Raw genomic sequence first — 19,427 nt, 5'->3', positions numbered from 1 at the left:
GCGAACTCGCCCGCCGACATCCTGCTGACCGTGGACACCTCGCGCCTGGCGCGGGCCAAGAACGTGGGCCTGCTGCAGGCGGTCAACAGCGACGTGCTGGAAGATCGCATCCCCGCCAACCTACAGGACGAGGACAACCAGTGGTTCGGCTTCTCGCAGCGCGCGCGCATCATCTTCTACGACAAGAATGACGTGACCAACCCGCCGGCAACCTACCTGGACCTGGCGAATCCCGAATACAAAGGTCTGGTCTGCATCCGCTCGTCGACCAACACCTACAACCAGACGCTGCTGGCCTCGATCATCACCCATCACGGCGCCGAGAAGGCCAAGGAATGGGCCGCGGGCGTGGTCGCCAACATGGCGCGTGACCCGCAGGGCGGCGACACCGACCAGCTGCGCGGCATCGTCTCGGGTGAATGCGAGATCGCCGTGTCGAACTCCTACTACTTTGCACGCGCCCTGCGCAAAGACGTCAAGGGCCTGTCGGACAGTGTCGACATGATCGGCATCCAGTTCCCGTCGCAGGACGCGGAAGGCGCGCATATGAACCTGTCGGGCGCCGGTGTCGCGGCACATGCTCCGAACAAGGACGCCGCCATCAAGTTCCTGGAGTATCTCGCCAGCGATAAAGCGCAGGTCTATTTCTCGAACGGCAATGACGAATACCCCGCCGTTCCCGGCGCGCCGCTGGCCGAGAACGTGGCTGCTCTGGGTGAGTTCAAGGCCGACGACGTGAACCTGTCTGAAGTCGCCAAGAACATCCCCGAGGCCCAGAAGATCTTCAATGAGGTTGGCTGGAAGTAAGCCGCCATCATATCGAGCAGTTCAAGGGGCGCGGCACACGCGCCCCTTTTTATTTTATTTATTTCTGTTACTTTTCTCACAATCGAAAATGTTTCCCGGATATGACCAATGCTTGACTGCTTGTCCAGCCGCCTCGCCCGCCACCTGAGCGACCTGCGCCGCAGTCGGGGCTGGTCGCTTGAACAACTCGCCCAGACCAGCGGGGTCAGCCGAGCCACTCTGTCTCGCATGGAGAAGGCCGAGGTCAGTCCGACAGCCGAGAATCTTGGCCGGTTGTGCGCAGCCTACGGACTGCCGATGTCGCGCCTGTTGATGATGGTCGAGGACAGCTTCGACCCCAAGGTTCCGTACGAACGGCAGATCGAGTGGCGCGACCCCGAAACCGGGTTCACGCGCCGATCGGTGTCGCCGCCCTCGGCGGGGCTGACGGGCGAGGTCCTGGAATGTCACCTGCCGCCCGGCACCACGATCGCCTATGACGCGCCGCCACGACCCGGGCAGGAACACCACCTGGTCGTACTGGATGGCGCGCTGACCCTGACGGTCGATGGCACGCCCCACGCGCTGAACGCGGGCGACTGCCTGCGCTATCACCTGTCCGGCGCAACCCGTTTTGAAACCGAGGCGTCCCGCGGCGCCCGCTACATTCTGGTGCTGATATGATTACACGCCTGACCGAAACGACTTTTGACCAGGCGGTGGATGATCTGGCGGATATCCTTTACGGCTGCGTGCATACCGGCGCCAGCATCGGGTTCATTCTGCCGTTTTCCCGCGACGCCGCGCGCGCCTATTGGCAGGAGCGCGTGCGCCCCGGGCTGTCAGCCGGAGAACTGGATCTTTTCGTAGCCCATGATGACGGACGCATCCAAGGGACGGTTCAGCTGATTCCGGCTGCGATGCCCAACCAACCGCACCGCGCCGATGTAGCCAAGCTGCTGGTGCATCCCGACGCACGGCGGCGCGGGCTGGGCCGTGCCTTGATGGGTGCCCTACTAGAGCGCGCCACCGAACTTGGCCGAACCCTGTTGGTGCTGGACACGCGCAGCACCGACCCCTCGCGTATCCTGTACCAAAGCCTGGGGTTTAAAACTGCCGGAGAGATTCCCGGCTATTGCCGCAACCCGTTCGAGCCCGTGTTCGAACCAACCACCTACATGTACAAGGCGCTTGGCTAACGCAGCACTAGGTCGGCCGAGCCCGAGTTCTGCACCACGCGCCGGGCGTTGGGAATGTCATTGGCGAAGGCTCGGCGCTCGGCTTCGTCGCGAGGCAGGCCCAGCCCGATCCAACGGTCCAGCAAGCGCGCCTCCAGCGTGGGCAATGGCACGTCCAAAAACACGGTCAACGCCCACAGGTCGCGCAGATCGCGCCACCCCGGTTCGTCCAGCAGGAGATAATTTCCCTCTACGATCACCACCTTCTGGTCGCGGGTTACGAACGAACAGGCGGCGATGGACTTGTCGAGCACACGGTCGAACTCGGGCACGGCGACCTCGTCTTCGGCCTGGAGGCGGCGCAACAAGGCATGAAAGCCCGGCAGGTCGAATGTCTCGGGCGCACCCTTGCGCGGCAGCAGATCGCGCGCCGTCAGAATCTGGTTGTCATAGTGGAAACCATCCATCGACAGCAGACCGGTCGGAATGCCGCGCACCTGCAGCGCCTGTTGTGCAAGCGCGGCCACCGTGGATTTCCCCGCGCCCGGCGGCCCGGCCACGGCGACAAGCTGGCGCGTTTCACGGGCCGCCAGCCCGGCTGCGGCGTCGGCGATCCGCTCGGCCAGCGCCTGCGGCGATGACCCTGCAGCCGTCATGCCGCGCGATCCTGTTCCGGCGGCTCTTTGGCGCCCGTCATGAACGCCACGGCATCGGACATGGTGTAATCATTGGGGTCGATCACGCAGAGCCGCTTGCCCAACCGATGCACATGGATGCGGTCGGCCACTTCGAACACATGGGGCATGTTGTGGCTGATCAGAATGATCGGAATACCACGCGATTTCACGTCTTGGATCAGCTCCAAAACCCTCCGGCTTTCCTTGACACCAAGCGCCGCGGTGGGTTCGTCGAGGATGATGACTTTGGATCCGAACGCCGCCGCCCGGGCCACTGCAACGCCCTGACGCTGTCCACCCGACAAGGTCTCGACCGCCTGGTTGATGTTCTGGATCGTCATCAGCCCCAGTTCGTTCAGCTTGTCGCGGGCGAACTTCTCCATCGCAGGGCGGTCGAGCATCCGGAATACCGAGCCCAAAGGACCCTTGCGCCGGATCTCGCGCCCCATGAACATGTTGTCGGTGATCGACAGGGCGGGCGACATGGCCAACGTCTGATAGACCGTTTCGATCCCGGCTTCGCGCGCGTCGATGGGCGAGTGGAAATCGACCTTGCGCCCTTCCAGCCAGATCTCGCCCTCATCCGGGGCGACGGCACCGGAAACCGCCTTGATCAAGGTCGATTTACCTGCACCGTTGTCGCCGATCACGGCCAGGATTTCGCCCGGCATCAGGTCGAAATCGCAATGATCCAGCGCCGTGACCCTGCCATAGCGTTTGACCAAGTTGCGCCCTTTGAGAATGGGTTCCATCACGCTGCTACCTTTCTGATCCACTGGTCCACGGCCACGGCGGCGATGATCAGCATACCGATAAGAAGGAAGGTCCACTGCGCATCCGCGCCCAACAACCGCAGGCCTAGGGTGAACACGCCCACGATCAGCGCCCCGAACAACGAGCCCAGGATCGACCCGCGCCCCCCGAACAAAGAAATGCCTCCGATCACGACGGCGGTGATGCTTTCGATGTTGGCCAACTGCCCCGAAGTGGGCGAGACCGAGCCTATGCGCCCGATCAGCGCCCAGCCGGCAAAGGCGCAAATCAGCCCCGAAAGCATGTAAACCGACATCAGCGTTCGATGCACGTTCACGCCCGACAGCTCGGCGGCCTCGGGGTCGTCGCCCACGGCATAGACATGGCGGCCCCACGCGGTATGCCGCAGCGCATAGGCCAGCACCAGGATCAGCACCAGCATGAAGATCACTCCGACCGTGAACACCGCCCCGCCGACATTGATTTTGGCGCCGAACAGCTGAAGGATCGGGGCGTTGGCCTCGATTTCCTGCGACCGGATGGTTTCATTCTGTGAATACAGGAAGTTGGCGGCCAGTACGATCTGCCACATGCCCAGCGTCACGATGAAGGGCGGCAGCTTGACCCGGCTGACCAGGAATCCATTCACCGCGCCGATTGCGGTCCCGATGGCCAGACCGCACAGGATCGCCACCGTAGGCGGCAGCCCGTAGCGGAAAGTGAACTGGCCCATCACAACCGACGACATGACCATGATCGCGCCCACGCTCAGGTCGATCCCGGCTGTCAGGATCACGAGACTCTGGGCGGCGGCCACGATGCCGACGATCTGCACCTGCTGCAGGATCAGGGTCAGGGCAAAGGGCGAAAAGAACTTGGCGCCCAGCAAGACGCCGAAAATCAGGATCGCCGCCACCAAAACGATCAGCGGCACCAGCGACGGGTTCACATGTAGAAAGTGTTGGACCGTCCCCATGAACCCGCGGTGGTGATCTTCGAATTCGGCAACCTGTTCCGGGCTGCCTTTGGCTGCGGCTTCGAAATCGTCGGACTGTCTCGATGTGTCGGACATCAATGAGGTTCCCCCATGCGTCAAGCTCCCGTCTTGGGGCGACTCTAGCAAAATTTCGGGTGAGGTCGTGGTTCAATTCAGGGGCCGCAGCGCGCGGCCCCTGAAGGGATCAGATCAGCCCCAGCAGAGGTCCATGCCCTCTTTGACCGAGATCGACTCGACGCCAGCGGCCGGCTTGTCCGTTACCAGCGCAACACCGGTGTCATAGAAATCTTTGCCGGGCGTGTTCTCGGGCTTCACGCCCTCGTCGGCCCATTTCTTGACCGCCTCGACGCCAAGCGACGCCATCAGCAGCGGGTATTGCTGCGAGGTAGCGCCGATCACACCGTCGGCCACGTTCTGCACACCGGGGCAGCCGCCGTCGACCGAAACGATCAGCACATCGTTTTCGCGGCCGATGGCCTTGAGCGCCTCATACGCACCGGCGGCAGCCGGTTCGTTGATCGTGTAGACCACATTGACCATCGGATCCTTGGCCAGAAGGTTCTCCATGGCCTTGCGGCCGCCCTCTTCGTTCCCGGCGGTGACGTCATGGCCCACGATGCGCGGGTCGGTCTCGTCGCCCCATTTGTTCGGGTCGCCCAGGTCAATGCCGAACCCCTGCAGGAAGCCTTGGTCGCGCAGCACCCCGACCGAGGGCTGGCTGACTGCCAGGTCCAGCATGGCGATCTTGGCGTTCTGGGCTTCGTCCCCCAGTGTGGCTGCGGCCCATTTGCCGATCAGCTCGCCGGCCAGAAAGTTGTCGGTGGCAAAGGTTGCATCCGCCGCGTCGATCGGCTCCAGCGGTGTATCCAGCGCGATGACCAGCACACCCGCGTCGCGCGCCTGCTGGACGGCCGGGACGATCGACGAGGTATCGGATGCGGTCAAGAGGATACCCTTGGCGCCATCCAGAATGCAGGTCTCGATCGCCTGCACCTGAGTTTCATGGTCGCCGTCGATCTTGCCGGCAAACGCCTTGAGCGTCATGCCCAGCTCTTCGGCCTTGGCGGTGGCTCCCTCTTTCATCTTCACGAAGAAGGGGTTGGTGTCGGTTTTGGTGATCAGACAGACCGTGTCCTGCGCGGCGGCAGCGCTCGCCATGGCTGTCAGGGCCAACGCGGTCGCGCCAGCAAATGCTGAAATTTTCAAAGCTTTTCCTCCCGTTATCTCCGACGCCCGCAGACGTCTTGGGCAAGCGGGCGAAATTCGATCCGCTCCCATGGGCAAAACCATCAAGCAATTCCCGATTCCTGTCAATAATTAAATCACTCTTAATTATTATTGACACCCCACGGCCCACACCACATTCTTGCGGGAACAAGGAGCACCCCGTGACCGAGAAACCCGCAATCGAGACCGGCCCCTCGCACCGCTCGTCAAACGTGCGCGGGACCAACCAAAGCGGCATGCGCGCGCGCAATGAAAAACTGGTTTTGTCGCTGGTCCGGCGCCATCAGGCGCTGGCCAAGTCAGAATTGGCGCGCATGGCCGGCCTGTCGGCGCAGACCGTCTCGGTCATCATGCGGCAGTTGGAAAGCGACGGGCTGCTGTTGCGCGGCGAGCCGCAACGAGGCAAGGTCGGACAGCCTTCGGTGCCGATGCGATTGAACCCGGACGGTGCCTATTTCCTGGGCCTGAAGGTCGGGCGCCGTAGCTCGGAGATGGTGCTGACCGATTTCCTGGGGCGGGTTCGCGACCGGTCCCGCACCACTTATGACTACCCCACCCCGCAGCAGACGCTCGATTTCGCAGTCCGGTCCCTGACGCACATGACAGAGGCGCTGTCCGAACCCGCACGCGCGCGAGTGGCAGGCCTGGGCATCGCCATGCCCTTTTACCTGTGGGACTGGGCACAGATCCTGCAGGTCCCGCAGGAAAAGATGGACCCATGGCGCATGGCCGACCTGCGGGCCAGCCTTTCGGACATCTGCGATGTTCCGGTCTATGCCCAAAATGATGCGACGGCCGCCTGCGGCGCGGAACTGGTATTCGGCCCAACCGAAGGACCGCGGGATTTCCTTTATTTCTATGTCGGCTATTTCGTCGGCGGCGGCGTTGTGTTGAACGGGTCCATCTTTGCCGGCCGGGGAAACGCCGGCGCGTTGGGGCCGATGCCGGTCTCCGTCGGGTCGGGGCCGGTGCAACCCCTGATCGAGGTGGCCAGCCTGTATGTCCTCGAACGCGCGTTGGCGGCCTCTGGTTGCGACGCATCGGGCCTGTGGCATTCGCCCGAGCGCTGGACCATTCCCGCCGACCTGCTCGAGCGGTGGCTGAACCGGGCGGCACAGGGTCTGGCCCACGCCATCCTGTCCAGTTGTAGCCTGATCGATTTCGAGTGCGTCAAGATCGACGGCTGGATGCCGAATGCGGTCAAGTCCCGGCTGATTACGTTGGTTCGGGACCGCCTGTCCCGGCTGAACCTAACCGGGCTGGAAGCACCGTCGATTTCGGCCGGCTCGGTCGGACCGGACGCACGCGCGTTGGGCGCCGCCAGCCTGCCATTGTCGGACCGATATCTGGTCGAGACGTGAAGCGGCCCTTGAACATGGGCTGTCGAATGTGTCGTCGGGTCACCTGGCCGATCAGGACCGGGGCACAAGATCCAAACGCATGAATGCGCTGTTGGGATCGTGATGATATCCAAAGATTGGGCCGCAATAGCCGTAGCCCAACGCCTCGTACAGTTTGCGAGCAGCGTCATAGTCCGGGAGATGCGCCGCGCCGGTTTCCAGAACAAGCGCTGCAAAACCTTCTGACCGGGCGATTTCAGCCAGATGCTCCATCATCCGGCGGGCCAGCCCCCGGCCCCGCGCCTGCGGCAGCACATGCACCGATTTGACCTCGGCCGTGCCATCGGGCAGCGCCTTGAGCGCCCCGCAGCCCAGCACCTGATCGTCCTCAAGGATCGCCCAGAACCGGATGTCCGGCGCGGTCAATGCATCAGGTTGCAGCGTATGATTGCTCTCTGCAGGGCCGGCCCACCGGCTGTGCGCGACATGGGCCTCTACCACCGGACGCAATGCATCCGATGTCGGATCGGCCGGACAAATCCGGATCATTCAGTGGGTCCAGGGGCCGCGCCGGTCGGTGGCAAAGTTTTCGCCATATCCGCGCGGGCGGATATTGGGCTTGCGCTTGTGGGGCTCGACGACCTGCGCGTCGATGCCGTGTTCCCGCGCATAGTGCAGCGCCTCTTCCTTGGTGTCGAACCGCAGGCGCACCTGGGTCTGGGTGTCGCTGGAAGATGTCCAGCCCATCAGCGGATCGACCTCGCGCGCCGAGGCCGGGGCGTATTCCAGAACCCATTTGCGGGTCTTGGCCATTCCCGACGTCATTGCGTTTCGGGCAGGCTGGTAAATCCGTGCGCGCATGTCGCCTCTCCATACTCGGGTTGTCGCGCCCGTTTATGCGTCAGAGCGCGGGCGGCGACAAGATTGCAATTGCCGCAGGGCGATGCAAATGACCCGCCCGGCGGGGGTTGCATGCGGACAAAATAAGAACAAATGTAAGGGGCCGAAGCGGAGCCTGCCCATGCCCTATGCTCATTCCGACAAGACCCAGCTGACTGCCGACGACGTGCGCACCCGCCTGAAGCTTGAGGGCGGCAAGCGTTTCGTGATGCACACCGAATTCGCCCCTGCAGGCGACCAACCCACCGCGATCAGGGAACTGGCGCAGGGCATTCTGGACGGCGAGCGTAACCAGGTGCTGCTGGGCGCCACCGGCACCGGCAAGACCTTCACCATGGCCAAGGTGATCGAGGAAACCCAGCGCCCCGCCATCATCCTCGCCCCCAACAAGACGCTGGCGGCGCAGCTCTATGGCGAGTTCAAGGGCTTCTTCCCGGACAACGCGGTCGAATATTTCGTCTCGTACTACGACTACTACCAGCCCGAAGCCTATGTGCCGCGCAGCGATACCTATATCGAAAAGGAATCGCAGATCAACGAACAGATCGACCGGATGCGCCACTCGGCCACCCGCGCGCTGCTCGAGCGTGACGACGTGATCATCGTGGCCTCGGTCTCGTGCATCTATGGCATCGGCTCGGTCGAGACCTACGGGGCGATGACGCAGGATCTGAAGGTCGGGAACGAATACGACCAGCGGCAGGTGATGGCCGATCTGGTGGCCCAGCAATACCGTCGCAACGATCAGGCCTTCCAGCGCGGCAGCTTCCGGGTGCGGGGCGATTCCCTGGAAATCTGGCCCGCCCACCTCGAGGACCGGGCGTGGAAACTCTCGTTCTTCGGCGAAGAACTGGAACAAATCACCGAATTCGACCCCCTGACCGGCGAGCGTACCGACACGATGGACCAGATCCGCGTCTATGCGAACTCGCACTACGTCACGCCGAAACCGACGATGCAGCAAGCGATCCTTGGCATCAAAAAGGAATTGCGCCAGCGCCTCGACCAACTGGTGGGCGAGGGCAAACTGCTGGAAGCACAGCGGCTGGAGCAGCGCACCAATTTCGACCTCGAGATGCTCGAGGCGACCGGCGTTTGCAACGGGATCGAGAACTATTCCCGCTACCTCACCGGCCGCGCGCCGGGCGAGCCGCCGCCGACCCTGTTCGAATTCATCCCCGACAACGCCATCGTCTTTGCCGATGAATCCCACGTCAGCGTACCGCAGATCGGCGGCATGTATCGCGGCGACTACCGGCGCAAGTTCACGCTGGCGGAACACGGGTTCCGCCTGCCCTCCTGCATGGACAACCGTCCCCTCAAGTTCGAGGAATGGGACGCCATGCGCCCGCAATCCATCTTCGTCAGCGCCACCCCCGCGGCGTGGGAGCTGGAACAGACCGGCGGCGTTTTCACCGAACAGGTGATCCGCCCCACGGGCCTTTTGGACCCCGAGGTCGAGATCCGCCCGGTCGAAATGCAGGTCGACGACCTTCTGGACGAGGTGCGCAAGGTCTCGGCCAAGGGCTATCGCACGCTGGTGACGACGCTGACCAAACGCATGGCCGAAGACCTGACCGAATACATGCACGAACAGGGCATCAAGGTCCGCTACATGCATTCCGACATCGACACGATCGAGCGGATCGAGATCCTGCGCGACCTGCGGCTGGGCGCATTCGACGTGCTGGTGGGCATCAACCTGCTGCGCGAGGGGCTGGACATTCCCGAATGCGGTCTGGTCGCGATTCTGGACGCGGATAAGGAAGGCTTCCTGCGCTCGGAAACCTCGCTGATCCAGACCATCGGCCGCGCCGCCCGCAACGCCGAGGGCCGCGTGATCATGTATGCCGACCGCATCACCGGCAGCATGGAGCGCGCGCTGGAGGAAACCAACCGTCGCCGCGCCAAGCAGATCGCCTATAACGAGGAACACGGCATCACGCCCGAGACGGTGAAGAAGAATGTCGAGGACGTTCTGGCCGGTCTCTATGCTGGCGACGTGGACATGAACCGCGTCACCGCCACCATCGACAAACCGATGCACGGCGCCAATCTCGAGGCCCATCTGGACGGGTTGCGCGAGCAGATGCGCAAGGCGGCCGAGAACCTGGAATTCGAGGAAGCCGCCCGCATCCGCGACGAGATCAAGCGTCTGGAAGCGGTCGACCTAGCCGTCGCCGACGACCCCATGGCGCGTCAATGGGCGGTCGAGAAAGCCTCGGAAGACGCGGTTCGCTCGCAGGGGCGGTCAACGGCCGGACGGCCGGGGCAGCGGGGTGGGAATGTGAAGAGAAGGAAGAGGTGAGTCTTTTGTTAGTCTTCACCAAACTTTTTCTGGCAGAAGCTCCTTCGCGGCATCAAGCGTTTCTTGATAGCGGTCATTATAGCGGCCTTTAAGTCGCTCAACTGACTCATTATAAAACGAAGTAGCGGAGCCGACTACTGATTGTGTCGACGCGGTAACCCACTCCCAGCTTTGAGCAAAGACTTCGGACTCAAGCAGTTCCGGAAAGTTTTCTTTGACTGTCGCCAATGCTTCGCCAGGTGCGGTGTATGCCGCTCTCCAAATCTCCGATGCGGACGGGAGGTCTTCTCGATCTGGTATTAGAGTTTCGGAACAATCAAAGCTTTCCATTGCCTCAATTTGTGCTGCCGTCGGATCCTTCTCTGCGTTGATAGCCGCCTCCAAGCCGGCCATTTCTTTTGCGTTTTGGCAGGCATCCTCGATTTCCAAGTATAATCCGCCAACAATTACTGCCGTACCCAGAAACGGAACCGCCTCACCAAAAGATGTTCCGATGTTTCTTGCCGCAGCTTTTCCCAGCCGTTCAGAGACACTTTTTCTCGTTTCTTTCGCGATTTTCTTTTGAGCCTTTCTTTTCCCAACACGCTCAGAAACCTCTTGAGTGGCGGCCGTTGTAATACCAACGCTGTTTAGGGCACCAGAAACCATCGCAAATGCGCCCCAAACTGAAAAGACAACGACATTCAATGCTACTGAAATACATAGCGTCACCGCCGCAAACAGCCTGAAAGCCAGCCTAATCCGTCGAGTCATGTCCTGAACTCCAATCTTTCAACAAACTTGTTCATCACGTAATTGGCGTTTGCACCAACTTTAGTCTTGCTTTCTCCAGCCAATTGCTTGCGCCTTCCGGACATGAAACATCGGGTTTTTGGTCTCTATGTGTGTTTGACTTGTTTCTGTGTCCTGACTGGCGAATGTGGGTCGATTGCTTTGGACGCCGACTGACTTTCGTTTATGAATGAGGTAGTCCCAATCCACCCTTGCCACCCACCCCTCCCTCCTCCACGTTTGAAATCACAAATTGTGATTCCAAACGGACGCTATGACGAACGCCAAGAACCTGCCCTCCACGCATGAGGTCCAAAGCGCCATTCACCGGGTGCGCGGCACCCGCGTGGTGCTGGCCGAGGATCTGGCACGGTTCTACGGAAAATCCGTGAGCGCCTTCAATCAGGCCGTCGCGCGCAACAAGGACCTGTTCGAGGGCTACCGCTTTCAGCTGACCGATGCCGAGGTGGCCGATTTGATATCACGGAATGTGATTTCAAAGCCCAAAGGCCGCGGTGGGCGGCGGGTCAATCCGTGGGTCTATACCGATTACGGCGTGGCCATCGCCTCGACCCTGTTCAAGGACCCGCGTGCGATCAAGATTACCCGCATGATCACCGAGGCCTTCGTCGACGGCGCCAACGCCCTGGCTGAAACCCCACGCAGCGCGCCCGAGATCCTGCCGCCCGAAGGCACTCCCGCCCCGCTGCTGCCCAATGGCGAGCAGTTGAGGGCGCTGGCCGAAAACATCCTCGATTCCGGGCAGCAGAGCCTGGTCGACTACATCGCCAACCCCACCACCAAGCGCCAGCAGGCGGTGGCGGTGATCATGAAGACGCTGGCCGAAACCGCAGGCGAAGAGGTGCGCACCCAGCACGAGCGCCTGCGCCTGCGCATCGCCGAACGGTTGGCCGCGGGCGATTACGCCGATGACGATGATCGCAAGCGGCTGATCGAACTGCTGCAGGCGATGAAGGGTTAAAGCCCCAGCTCTGCCCGCATCTTTTTCGTAAGCTTGGCCACGACCATCTCGTAGGACGTAACGATGTGGTCGCGCAGGGACGCGTCGCTGATCCCGCGTTCGTCGTAAACCTGCAGCCATTTCATGCCGCGCGAGGCCAGATAGGGCGCGGGGCGGATGCCGGGCTGATCCTGCAGTACTTCGTAGGTCAGATCGGTGGCCTTGAAAGTAAAGGCGTCCTTGCCGTCGTTCCAGCCGCAGATCGCAAACACCTTGCCGCCCACCTTCCACACATCCGCGTTGCCCCACTGCACAACGTGGCTTGTGGCCTTTAGAGAGGCGCAGAAGGCGTTGAATTCGTCCCGGGTCATGGGGCGCAGTGTCACCGACCCGCTCAACACTGGCAAGCGGGTAGCGATGGCCATGCCAAAGGGATCAGCCCTTGTCCCAGTGCGCCACCACATCAAAACCGGCCGGCGAGGGCGGTCCTTCCATGAATTCGGCGAAATGGCCCCACAGCTCGGCCACCTTCGGCGCATTCGCGTTCGAGGTTTCCTCGCTCTCGACCACCGAAATCACATATCCGCTGCCGTCTTCGTTCATCACGTTGGTAAAGCAATGCATGCCGGGCATGCCCATTATTTCGGCCTTCAATTCATTCATTTTTGCCGTGGCCGCCTCACGCGTTCCAGGCTTCATCTTGAATTGGGTTATTCTTGCAAACATGGTTTTTCTCCCTGTCTGTGGGCGAAATTGCCGCTTGCAGCTTAGCATACACGGGCAATTTTCCGTACAGACACAGGCAGAACGATCTCTGCATGCGGACGAGACAACCGCAGGTCAATCCACTTGGGGACGAACGAATTTGGCAGCGCCAATCTTACGTTGAGTTTGGCTGTTGGACCGGTCGGGCCTCGGCGCGACCGATTGAACTGGCGCCGGCGCGTTGAACCGATCTGTCGCGCCGGTTTCGCAGGCGATCCCGTTGCCATCGGGGTCGTTGCGCTCGTGATACCCCAATTGCCCCTTGCGCATCGGGCCAAGCCCGACCGAACGCGCCGCCTCGCAGCCCGCCAGCGCCCAAAGGTGCATCATCGCACCGGTGCGGTCATACTCGGACGTGCGCAGGTAGATACCCAAGGCGATGCCCGCAACGGTCACCGGCAGGGTCAGCACCATGAACAGGATGCGCCACGGCGAAAGCGCCCGCCGCCGCGTGGCGTCCGCCCTGCGTTGCCGCCGCAAGGCACGTCTGTCGGTAGCCGAGCCTTGGGCGGCCTTCGTTTCATCGATCATGCGCCGTTTCTGAACCAACACTGTGGCAATGCCGTGGCGCCGACACCGAACCGGCACACGGCGTCAACGCACCACATGCACCGCACATTTGGCGTGGCGCACCACATGGGTCGCCGTCGACCCCAGCAGCAGATCCTGCATGCCGGGCCGGTGCGAGGCCAGAATGATCAGGTCAGGCTTGTTGGAATCGGCCCAGTCAAGGATCGTACGGCCTGAATGACCCTCAACCACGACGCCCTTGGCGTTTGGCAGCTTTGCGGCCAGGGTGTTGAGCTCGTCCTGGATCGCCTTGCGCGCCTCGGTCAGATATTCTGCCGGCATATAGGAAATCGCATAGTCGGGAATGTGCTCGACCACATGCAACAGCGTCACCTTCGCATCCGGTGTCGCCAGGATCTTCGCCAGTTTCAGCGGCGCCGAGGTGTCACGCTCAGCATCGAAGGAAATCGGGACAAGAATATTGTGATACATGGCTCGCGCCTCCTTGAGTTTCGCCGGCAGAATGAAACGCCCGGCGGAAACGGACCTTGATCCAGGTCACGGTCAGCCGAAAGTTTCGGCAACGTCGTACATCACCGGCTCGAAACTTTTGCACAGTTCGTTGATCCGACGGTTGCGCTCTCGCATCTCGGGCGTCCGCAGCATGGCCAGAAAGTCCTCGCGCCGCCGCCACTGGGAATAATTCGCGATCCGAGTCTGGGCGTCGTTGACATGCAAGCCCGCGGCAATGAACCCGGGCTGCTTGGAAATGAAGTTCGCATAGGCGTCCGTCAGCGCTTCGAGCAGGTCCTGGCATGTGCCCGGCGTCATCTCGAACGTGGTGATAACGGTCTGAACATTCGCATCTTTTGAAATCCTGGGCATCTTGCTCCTCCTGTTTTGAGATCAAGATTATCACAGCTTTTCGTAAGGTCTCGGTTTTCCTGCATTGGCGGGAACGCCCCGGTTCAAGTGGCATTCAGAAAAATGAAAGCAAAGCTAACACTCTGTTAACCAAGATTGACGAATTTGCCTTCATGACCCGTTTGATCGCGCTTCTGCTCTCTTGCCTTCTTGCGTCCGGCCCGGCGCTGGCCGGTGCCTGGCTGCGCGAACAGAACAACGCGTTCACGGCCCTGTCCGTGACCGGGTTCCGCGAAGAGGATGGGGCGACCGCCTACAAGACGTCGCTGTACGCCGAATGGGGGCTGCGGCCGAACCTGACCATAGGGTTGGACGCCGAGGAACACCGCGATCTCTACGGCCATGCGCTGGTGTTCGCGCGGGTTCCCGTGGCGGATCTCGAAGAGGCGGGGCGTTTTGCCGCCGAATTCGGCATCGGCGCCCATCATCGGCAGCTTCAGGCCTGGGCGATGTACAAGGCGACATTGTCGTGGGGAAAAGGGTTCAAGACCCGGGTCGGCGGAGGGTGGATGGCGGTGGACGCGTCTTTTGAATACCGAACCCACGAGGCGGTGATCCGAAAGCTGGACTTTACCGCAGGCCTGTCCTCGCCGCGGCGCATCGACCCGCTGTTGCAGGTCGAAACCTCTTATGTGTCCGGGCGCCCGTTCTATTGGAGCGCCCGGCCATCCATCATGTATCGCCCGAAAGACGGCCCAAACACCTGGCTCGTGGGGCTCGAGAAGAACTCGTTCAAAGAGTCGGTCGGCCTCAAGCTATCCCTGTGGCGCGATTTCTGATCGCAGGCGACCGGCAGCGCTGAGACTGCCGGTCAACGGACGATCACCTCTCGACGCGCATGACCACAGTGACCTGACCACTCAGGCTTTCTGGCCACCGCAACCGCACCCGATCCTCTGCGCCACCCTGTTGCAATTGCACGTAAGGGGCCGCATAGCGAACCGCGCCCAGCGATGACTTGAGCGCCGCAACGGCCACAACACTGTCGCAACCGCGGGCTTGCCCGCCAAAGGGCAAGGCGCCACCGGAATCGACCAACCAGGCTTGCGCGGCCGAGTTCTGTTCGTGGCGCACCCGCAGAGGGTTGGCGGTTTTAATGGTCACGTTGTGATAGGTATTGTTGGCGAAGGTGACGTTGACAAAGCGGTCTGGGTCCAGCCCGGCAAAGCTGGTGTCGACGCGATCCACCCGATCGATCTTCCCATTGGCGGTACGGAACTTGTTGCCCGTAACCGTCAGCCCGTTCAGGAAGTGGCCGCTTCCATAAGGCCGGATCACGATATAGCTGAACCAGGCCGCGACATCGCTGCTGTAGAAGATGTTGTCGGTGATGCTCATGGCGCTGAACGAAAAGCCCGAGGCATAGTCCGGCGCCGCATCTCGTTCGTTGGTCCATTCGACAAAGCAGTTGTCAATGTAATTCTCGGCAATGGCTGAGCTGTTGTACGTGCCGATCATGACCAACCCGGCGTTCCGCACCCCGTTCGGAACGCTGTCCCCCTGAAAGAAGTGGTTGCCTAGGACAAGGTTGTTGTCGCCGCCCAGCACCGCAAAGTGATGGAACCGCACCGCCCGGTTGTGGCGCAGCTTGACGTCATTGGCGTTGGCATTCAGCGCGATCGAACTGCGATCCGGCACATCCAGGGCCTCCTCGCTGGACAGAAACTGACACCCGTCGATCAGCATCCCCTGGCAGCCCACCCCGATCGAGGTGATGCCGCGATCCTTGGGCCGGCTGACGAAACAATTCTTCAATACGAAGGTGTTGCCACCCGGTGCCAAGCGAATGCCGCTGGACCGGCCGTTGCACTGGAATTCGATGTCCTCCATGCCGAATTTCTGCAACGCGCTGAAGCCGCTGAAGTCCAGCAGATACTTGAAATCCACGAAAGTGTAGGTCTGTGTTCCGGCGGCGTCATGGATCGGAGCGTTCAACGTGATCTCGTCCGCGCCTTCGTTTTTGGACCGCACATAGATTTCGCGTCCGACGCCGCTTCCCTGGACCAGGGCGCCGACCGGAATGTTGGCAACGTTTGCCACGTTGGTCAGCCTGTATGGATCCGCCGGATCATAGGTCGCGGTCGAGGTGAACGTCTGGGTATCCCACGCAGTGCTGTCCTTAACGTCGAACTGCCCGTTTCGGATCACGCGGCGGGTGGAATAGCTGGAGCGGTTTGGCACGGCGGCCTGCATGTCGATGCGGGCCGAGACCGAAATCTTGCGGCCGCACAGATCCAGCGACTCGTGATCGACGTTGTTCAACAGCGCCTGAAACGCCTTCTTGAAGGCAAGTGTTTCGTCGCCAAACGCCGTGACATAGGTCGACAGGTCGAAATTCTTGGTCAGCAGCAGCATCCGGTCATCGGGCATAATGACCGTACCTTCGAAATCGACCTCCGAGTCCAGCCCCACGTCCTGGCCTAGGTAATAGACGCCCTCGGGCACGTAGACCCGGCGGCCGTTTGCAGCCTGATCGGCCGCCTCGAAGGCGGCAGAATCATCAGTGACCCCATCGCCCACGGCGCCGAAATCGCGCACGTCCACCAAGCTGATCATGTCGCGCAGAAACACGCCGGTCACGTCGGTGATCTCGATGTCATCGACGCGCACCACGGCCCCGTTGGCGCCTTCGATATCCAGCCCGAAATGCCCATAAATGGCCGACATGCCCCACGGCATGTCCACGCCGGAGCGCTGGCCAGTGCCGACGATGGCCGTGATCTCGTGAACCAAGCCATAGGCCGTCAGTTGCGTGGCAGGCCCCTGTTCAACCAGTCCCGGAACATGCATGTCGCCGGCACCGCCGGCCCAACCGGCAATCCGTACTTGCGGCAGCGGACCGCTGACCGCCTTGACCCGTGCCTTGATCTGCAAATAGCACCCTGGCAACAGCGGTGTCTGTCCCATATAGCGCAGCTGCTGGATTGTATTGACCTTCAAGATCTCCAGGCACCCGCCGAAATCCGCATCCGCCGGCACAAACGCCCCCGAACCCGATCCATCGTATGTGGGCGTACCGGGCGTCCCGTCGCCGCTTGACCATACATCCAGACCATTCGCGAATTGCGGCGGCATGAACACGATGCCGTCGGTGATTGCCTTGTTCATTGAATACCCTTTCCCAATCGCGCCACGCTCCAACGCAGCACATACCCATTCCCCGGCCCGGATGTTTCCGGACACACGGGCTTGAGATATCGGAAAGGATTTAACCGCCGCTCACGGCACCGTGACGGTGGGTGTTGCGTCAGGCCGCGGGGTCGGCGTTGCCCAGAAGGAGAACGCCATTGATTTTCCAGCCGCTCTCCCGCTGCACCATCTGATAGTCCAGGATATGCGCCCGACCGTCACCATCGACCACCATAACCTTTTGCCACCAATGGCCGTCGATCTGACGCAGGTCGAGAAACCTGACATCGGCCGGTCGCCAAACCATCGGATAGCCGTTGCGCACCATGGCACCGAAGTTTTCGGGCGTACGAAACAGGGTCTGGATTCCGGGGCTGGCGTAGGTGAAAGCGGTAACGAAGTCATCCGCCTGGAACGCCCGCATCTGGGCGCGGATATTAGCCTCGATCTCGGCGTTCTGGGCCAGGGCACCGGTTGCCATACCGGCGATCAGAGAAACGGCAATCAACAAACGACGCATGGGGCCACCTCCTGTGTCAGATCGTAGCCCCGGGCGCGTTCGGGTCAAATCAGGCCAATTCTCCGGCCAGGGCCTTATCGATCAGGGCGATGGTTTCCGGCACGCCATAAAGCGCGATGAACCCGCCGAAGCGCGGCCCCTGGCTGGCGCCCAGCAGCACCTCGTACAGCGCTGTGAACCAGGCGCGCATCGGATCGAACCGTTCGCGGCCGATCGCATAGACCACCGATTGCAACGCTTCGTCTTCGACCGGGCCGTCATAGGTCTCCAACGCCGCCTGCAATGCCTCCAGCGCCTCGCGCTCCTGCTCGGTCGGCAGGCGGAACGTGCGGGTCGGCTTGACGAAATCGTTGTAGTAACGCACCGCGAACCCGGCCGCCTGGTCCAGGTCGGGATGGGTCTCGGGTGTGGCCTCGGGCGCATAGCGGCGGATGAAGCCCCACAGCGTCTCCTTGTCCTCGGCGCCGGATACCGAGGCCAGGTTCAGCAGCATGGCAAAAGGCACGATAAGGGTAGATTCAGGCACCTCGCCGCCGTGGATATGCCAGACGGGGTTGTTCAACTGCGCCTTCAGCTCCTGCCCCGGATAGGCCCGCAGTTGCTGATGATATTCGTCCACCGCCTTGGGGATCACGTCGAAATACAGCCGCTTTGCCGTCTTGGGCTTCTGGTACATGAAGTACGACAGGCTCTCGGGCGCGGCATAGGTCAGCCACTCCTCCATCGACAACCCGTTGCCCTTCGATTTCGAGATCTTCTGACCGTGCTCGTCGTTGAACAGCTCATAGCTCAGCGACTCGGGCGGCTGCTTGCCCAGCGCCCGGCAGATCTTGGAGGATTGCGTGACCGAGTCGATCAGGTCCTTGCCCGACATCTCATAATCCACGCCCAGAGCGGCCCAGCGCAGCGCCCAATCGGGCTTCCACTGCATCTTGACGTGACCACCGGTGACCGGGATCTCGACCCGCTCGCCATCGGGTTCTTCGTAGACGATGGTGCCCTTGGCGACATTGCGCTCCAGCGTCGGCACCTGCAACACATGGCCCGTCTTGGGCGAGATCGGCAGGAACGGCGAATAGGTCTCGCGCCGCTCGGGGCCGAGCGTCGGCAGCATGATCTCCATGATCTTGTCGAACCGTTCCAGCGCCACCAGCAGCATCTCGTCAAAGCGCCCGGAGGTGTAATACTCGGTGGCCGAGGCGAACTCGTAGTCGAAACCGAAACTGTCGAGAAACTCGCACAGCCGCGCGTTGTTGTGCTGGGCAAAGCCCTCATGCGTGCCGAACGGATCGCGCACCTTGGTCAGCGGCAGGTTCAGGTCCTGCTTCAGCTCTTCCTGCATCGGCACGTTGCCGGGCACCTTGCGGAACCCGTCCATGTCGTCGGAAAAACAGATCAGCTTGGTGGGGATGTCGCTCAGCTGCTCGAAGGCGTGACGCACCATCGAGGTCCGCGCCACCTCGCCGAAGGTCCCGATATGCGGCAGGCCCGAGGGGCCATAGCCGGTCTGGAACAGCACATATCCCTTTTCCGGGGGAGCCTTCTGATAGCGTTTGAGCACCCGGCGCGCCTCTTCGAAAGGCCAGGCCTTGGACGACATCGCGGCTTCACGCAGTTCAGACATTTGATCGGGTCTCCATCGGGACAAACAGCGCCGGCCACCCCATGCAACCGGACCACC

General features: G+C 61.6%; 22 protein-coding genes. 7 read left to right on the top strand and 15 right to left on the bottom strand.

The annotated features are described in order from the left end of the window. The 3 genes from AC2FM3_RS11820 to AC2FM3_RS11810 all read left to right on the top strand — a co-directional run. The coding region (locus tag AC2FM3_RS11820; RefSeq protein WP_496681963.1) for an extracellular solute-binding protein at window positions 1-807 on the top strand (807 nt) is incomplete at its 5' end. A 108-nt stretch (window positions 808-915) separates the two neighbouring features. After that, window positions 916-1,470, top strand: coding sequence for a helix-turn-helix domain-containing protein (locus AC2FM3_RS11815; protein WP_496681961.1), 555 nt, complete (start codon window positions 916-918; stop codon window positions 1,468-1,470). Next, window positions 1,467-1,985 carry a GNAT family N-acetyltransferase gene (locus AC2FM3_RS11810; protein ID WP_496681960.1) on the top strand — a complete coding sequence of 173 codons (519 nt, stop codon included), beginning with the start codon at window positions 1,467-1,469 and terminating at the stop codon, window positions 1,983-1,985. Before AC2FM3_RS11815 ends, AC2FM3_RS11810 begins: the two co-directional genes overlap by 4 nt. Here AC2FM3_RS11810 and AC2FM3_RS11805 read toward each other — a convergent pair. The 4 genes from AC2FM3_RS11805 to AC2FM3_RS11790 form a co-directional block, all read right to left on the bottom strand. Then, window positions 1,982-2,620, bottom strand: coding sequence for an AAA family ATPase (locus tag AC2FM3_RS11805; protein ID WP_496681958.1), 639 nt, complete (start codon window positions 2,618-2,620; stop codon window positions 1,982-1,984). The genes AC2FM3_RS11810 and AC2FM3_RS11805 overlap by 4 nt on opposite strands. Next, window positions 2,617-3,393 carry an ATP-binding cassette domain-containing protein gene (locus tag AC2FM3_RS11800; protein ID WP_496681957.1) on the bottom strand — a complete coding sequence of 259 codons (777 nt, stop codon included), beginning with the start codon at window positions 3,391-3,393 and terminating at the stop codon, window positions 2,617-2,619. The genes AC2FM3_RS11805 and AC2FM3_RS11800 overlap by 4 nt, the downstream gene beginning before the upstream one ends. Next, window positions 3,393-4,466, bottom strand: a complete 1,074-nt coding sequence (locus AC2FM3_RS11795; RefSeq protein WP_496681955.1) for an ABC transporter permease — start codon at window positions 4,464-4,466, stop codon at window positions 3,393-3,395. The genes AC2FM3_RS11800 and AC2FM3_RS11795 overlap by 1 nt, the downstream gene beginning before the upstream one ends. A 114-nt stretch (window positions 4,467-4,580) precedes the next feature. Further along, on the bottom strand, window positions 4,581-5,549 hold the full coding sequence (locus AC2FM3_RS11790) for a sugar ABC transporter substrate-binding protein (protein ID WP_496681953.1): 969 nt from the start codon (window positions 5,547-5,549) through the stop codon (window positions 4,581-4,583). A gap of 305 nt (window positions 5,550-5,854) precedes the next feature. On the opposite strand from AC2FM3_RS11790, the gene AC2FM3_RS11785 reads away from it, so the two are divergent. After that, window positions 5,855-6,979: an ROK family transcriptional regulator gene (locus tag AC2FM3_RS11785; RefSeq protein ID WP_496681970.1), complete on the top strand. Its 1,125-nt coding sequence runs from the start codon at window positions 5,855-5,857 to the stop codon at window positions 6,977-6,979. Window positions 6,980-7,030: 51 nt separating this feature from the next. Here the strand turns inward: AC2FM3_RS11785 and AC2FM3_RS11780 are convergent, their stop codons facing one another. Together AC2FM3_RS11780 and AC2FM3_RS11775 are read right to left on the bottom strand one after the other, a co-directional pair. Further along, window positions 7,031-7,507, bottom strand: a complete 477-nt coding sequence (locus tag AC2FM3_RS11780; RefSeq protein ID WP_496681951.1) for a GNAT family N-acetyltransferase — start codon at window positions 7,505-7,507, stop codon at window positions 7,031-7,033. After that, window positions 7,508-7,819, bottom strand: coding sequence for an ETC complex I subunit (locus AC2FM3_RS11775; protein WP_149777332.1), 312 nt, complete (start codon window positions 7,817-7,819; stop codon window positions 7,508-7,510). A gap of 160 nt (window positions 7,820-7,979) precedes the next feature. On the opposite strand from AC2FM3_RS11775, the gene uvrB reads away from it, so the two are divergent. Further along, window positions 7,980-10,166: an excinuclease ABC subunit UvrB gene (uvrB, locus tag AC2FM3_RS11770; RefSeq protein WP_496681948.1), complete on the top strand. Its 2,187-nt coding sequence runs from the start codon at window positions 7,980-7,982 to the stop codon at window positions 10,164-10,166. 15 nt (window positions 10,167-10,181) lie between these two features. On the opposite strand, the gene AC2FM3_RS11765 is transcribed toward uvrB, so the two are convergent. Next, complete coding sequence (locus tag AC2FM3_RS11765; RefSeq protein ID WP_496681946.1) at window positions 10,182-10,919, bottom strand: hypothetical protein; 738 nt, start codon at window positions 10,917-10,919, stop codon at window positions 10,182-10,184. Window positions 10,920-11,211: 292 nt separating this feature from the next. Between AC2FM3_RS11765 and AC2FM3_RS11760 the strand changes: the two genes are divergently transcribed. Beyond that, the gene (locus tag AC2FM3_RS11760) at window positions 11,212-11,919 is read left to right on the top strand and encodes an ORF6N domain-containing protein (protein ID WP_496681943.1); all 708 of its coding nucleotides are present in this window, start codon (window positions 11,212-11,214) and stop codon (window positions 11,917-11,919) included. On the opposite strand, the gene AC2FM3_RS11755 is transcribed toward AC2FM3_RS11760, so the two are convergent. The 5 genes from AC2FM3_RS11755 to AC2FM3_RS11735 all read right to left on the bottom strand — a co-directional run bounded on the left by AC2FM3_RS11755 (window position 11,916) and on the right by AC2FM3_RS11735 (window position 14,058). Beyond that, on the bottom strand, window positions 11,916-12,269 hold the full coding sequence (locus tag AC2FM3_RS11755) for an MmcQ/YjbR family DNA-binding protein (protein ID WP_496681940.1): 354 nt from the start codon (window positions 12,267-12,269) through the stop codon (window positions 11,916-11,918). The two genes, AC2FM3_RS11760 and AC2FM3_RS11755, sit on opposite strands and share 4 nt — an antisense overlap. A gap of 64 nt (window positions 12,270-12,333) precedes the next feature. Then, complete coding sequence (locus tag AC2FM3_RS11750; protein WP_496681939.1) at window positions 12,334-12,561, bottom strand: hypothetical protein; 228 nt, start codon at window positions 12,559-12,561, stop codon at window positions 12,334-12,336. A gap of 177 nt (window positions 12,562-12,738) precedes the next feature. Continuing rightward, entirely contained in the window at window positions 12,739-13,194 is a 456-nt protein-coding gene (locus tag AC2FM3_RS11745; RefSeq protein WP_496681937.1) for an excalibur calcium-binding domain-containing protein, read from the bottom strand. Window positions 13,195-13,257: 63 nt separating this feature from the next. Then, on the bottom strand, window positions 13,258-13,665 hold the full coding sequence (locus AC2FM3_RS11740; protein ID WP_496681934.1) for a universal stress protein: 408 nt from the start codon (window positions 13,663-13,665) through the stop codon (window positions 13,258-13,260). A gap of 72 nt (window positions 13,666-13,737) precedes the next feature. After that, window positions 13,738-14,058, bottom strand: coding sequence for an antibiotic biosynthesis monooxygenase family protein (locus tag AC2FM3_RS11735; RefSeq protein WP_496681932.1), 321 nt, complete (start codon window positions 14,056-14,058; stop codon window positions 13,738-13,740). Between the two features lie 152 nt (window positions 14,059-14,210). Here AC2FM3_RS11735 and AC2FM3_RS11730 point away from each other — a divergent pair, with 152 nt between their 5' ends. Continuing rightward, complete coding sequence (locus AC2FM3_RS11730) at window positions 14,211-14,876, top strand: hypothetical protein (protein ID WP_496681930.1); 666 nt, start codon at window positions 14,211-14,213, stop codon at window positions 14,874-14,876. A 43-nt stretch (window positions 14,877-14,919) separates the two neighbouring features. Here AC2FM3_RS11730 and AC2FM3_RS11725 read toward each other — a convergent pair whose 3' ends face one another. The 3 genes from AC2FM3_RS11725 to AC2FM3_RS11715 form a co-directional block, all read right to left on the bottom strand. Further along, window positions 14,920-17,205 (bottom strand): glycosyl hydrolase family 28-related protein, encoded by a 2,286-nt coding sequence (locus AC2FM3_RS11725; RefSeq protein WP_496681928.1) that lies wholly within the window; start codon window positions 17,203-17,205, stop codon window positions 14,920-14,922. A 139-nt stretch (window positions 17,206-17,344) separates the two neighbouring features. Then, entirely contained in the window at window positions 17,345-17,746 is a 402-nt protein-coding gene (locus AC2FM3_RS11720; protein ID WP_496681925.1) for a DUF4864 domain-containing protein, read from the bottom strand. Between the two features lie 49 nt (window positions 17,747-17,795). Continuing rightward, entirely contained in the window at window positions 17,796-19,370 is a 1,575-nt protein-coding gene (locus AC2FM3_RS11715) for a lysine--tRNA ligase (RefSeq protein ID WP_496681923.1), read from the bottom strand. Window positions 19,371-19,427 lie beyond the last annotated feature (57 nt).

It is taken from the genome of Ruegeria sp. BHSB172 (assembly GCF_059613165.1).
Note: the sequence above shows the minus strand (reverse complement) of the source record. Positions and strands in the feature narration are given on the sequence as shown.

What these genes read in the sequence shown, in the direction of transcription:
- AC2FM3_RS11815 (WP_496681961.1), top strand. Translation starts at nt 916, where the DNA reads ATGCTTGACTGCTTGTCCAGCCGCCTCGCCCGCCACCTGAGCGACCTG.
- AC2FM3_RS11810 (WP_496681960.1), top strand. Translation starts at nt 1,467, where the DNA reads ATGATTACACGCCTGACCGAAACGACTTTTGACCAGGCGGTGGATGAT.
- AC2FM3_RS11805 (WP_496681958.1), bottom strand. Translation starts at nt 2,620, where the DNA reads ATGACGGCTGCAGGGTCATCGCCGCAGGCGCTGGCCGAGCGGATCGCC.
- AC2FM3_RS11800 (WP_496681957.1), bottom strand. Translation starts at nt 3,393, where the DNA reads ATGGAACCCATTCTCAAAGGGCGCAACTTGGTCAAACGCTATGGCAGG.
- AC2FM3_RS11795 (WP_496681955.1), bottom strand. Translation starts at nt 4,466, where the DNA reads ATGTCCGACACATCGAGACAGTCCGACGATTTCGAAGCCGCAGCCAAA.
- AC2FM3_RS11790 (WP_496681953.1), bottom strand. Translation starts at nt 5,549, where the DNA reads ATGGCGAGCGCTGCCGCCGCGCAGGACACGGTCTGTCTGATCACCAAA.
- AC2FM3_RS11785 (WP_496681970.1), top strand. Translation starts at nt 5,855, where the DNA reads ATGCGCGCGCGCAATGAAAAACTGGTTTTGTCGCTGGTCCGGCGCCAT.
- AC2FM3_RS11780 (WP_496681951.1), bottom strand. Translation starts at nt 7,507, where the DNA reads ATGATCCGGATTTGTCCGGCCGATCCGACATCGGATGCATTGCGTCCG.
- AC2FM3_RS11775 (WP_149777332.1), bottom strand. Translation starts at nt 7,819, where the DNA reads ATGCGCGCACGGATTTACCAGCCTGCCCGAAACGCAATGACGTCGGGA.
- uvrB (WP_496681948.1), top strand. Translation starts at nt 7,980, where the DNA reads ATGCCCTATGCTCATTCCGACAAGACCCAGCTGACTGCCGACGACGTG.
- AC2FM3_RS11765 (WP_496681946.1), bottom strand. Translation starts at nt 10,919, where the DNA reads ATGACTCGACGGATTAGGCTGGCTTTCAGGCTGTTTGCGGCGGTGACG.
- AC2FM3_RS11760 (WP_496681943.1), top strand. Translation starts at nt 11,212, where the DNA reads ATGACGAACGCCAAGAACCTGCCCTCCACGCATGAGGTCCAAAGCGCC.
- AC2FM3_RS11755 (WP_496681940.1), bottom strand. Translation starts at nt 12,269, where the DNA reads ATGACCCGGGACGAATTCAACGCCTTCTGCGCCTCTCTAAAGGCCACA.
- AC2FM3_RS11750 (WP_496681939.1), bottom strand. Translation starts at nt 12,561, where the DNA reads ATGAATGAATTGAAGGCCGAAATAATGGGCATGCCCGGCATGCATTGC.
- AC2FM3_RS11745 (WP_496681937.1), bottom strand. Translation starts at nt 13,194, where the DNA reads ATGATCGATGAAACGAAGGCCGCCCAAGGCTCGGCTACCGACAGACGT.
- AC2FM3_RS11740 (WP_496681934.1), bottom strand. Translation starts at nt 13,665, where the DNA reads ATGTATCACAATATTCTTGTCCCGATTTCCTTCGATGCTGAGCGTGAC.
- AC2FM3_RS11735 (WP_496681932.1), bottom strand. Translation starts at nt 14,058, where the DNA reads ATGCCCAGGATTTCAAAAGATGCGAATGTTCAGACCGTTATCACCACG.
- AC2FM3_RS11730 (WP_496681930.1), top strand. Translation starts at nt 14,211, where the DNA reads ATGACCCGTTTGATCGCGCTTCTGCTCTCTTGCCTTCTTGCGTCCGGC.
- AC2FM3_RS11725 (WP_496681928.1), bottom strand. Translation starts at nt 17,205, where the DNA reads ATGAACAAGGCAATCACCGACGGCATCGTGTTCATGCCGCCGCAATTC.
- AC2FM3_RS11720 (WP_496681925.1), bottom strand. Translation starts at nt 17,746, where the DNA reads ATGCGTCGTTTGTTGATTGCCGTTTCTCTGATCGCCGGTATGGCAACC.
- AC2FM3_RS11715 (WP_496681923.1), bottom strand. Translation starts at nt 19,370, where the DNA reads ATGTCTGAACTGCGTGAAGCCGCGATGTCGTCCAAGGCCTGGCCTTTC.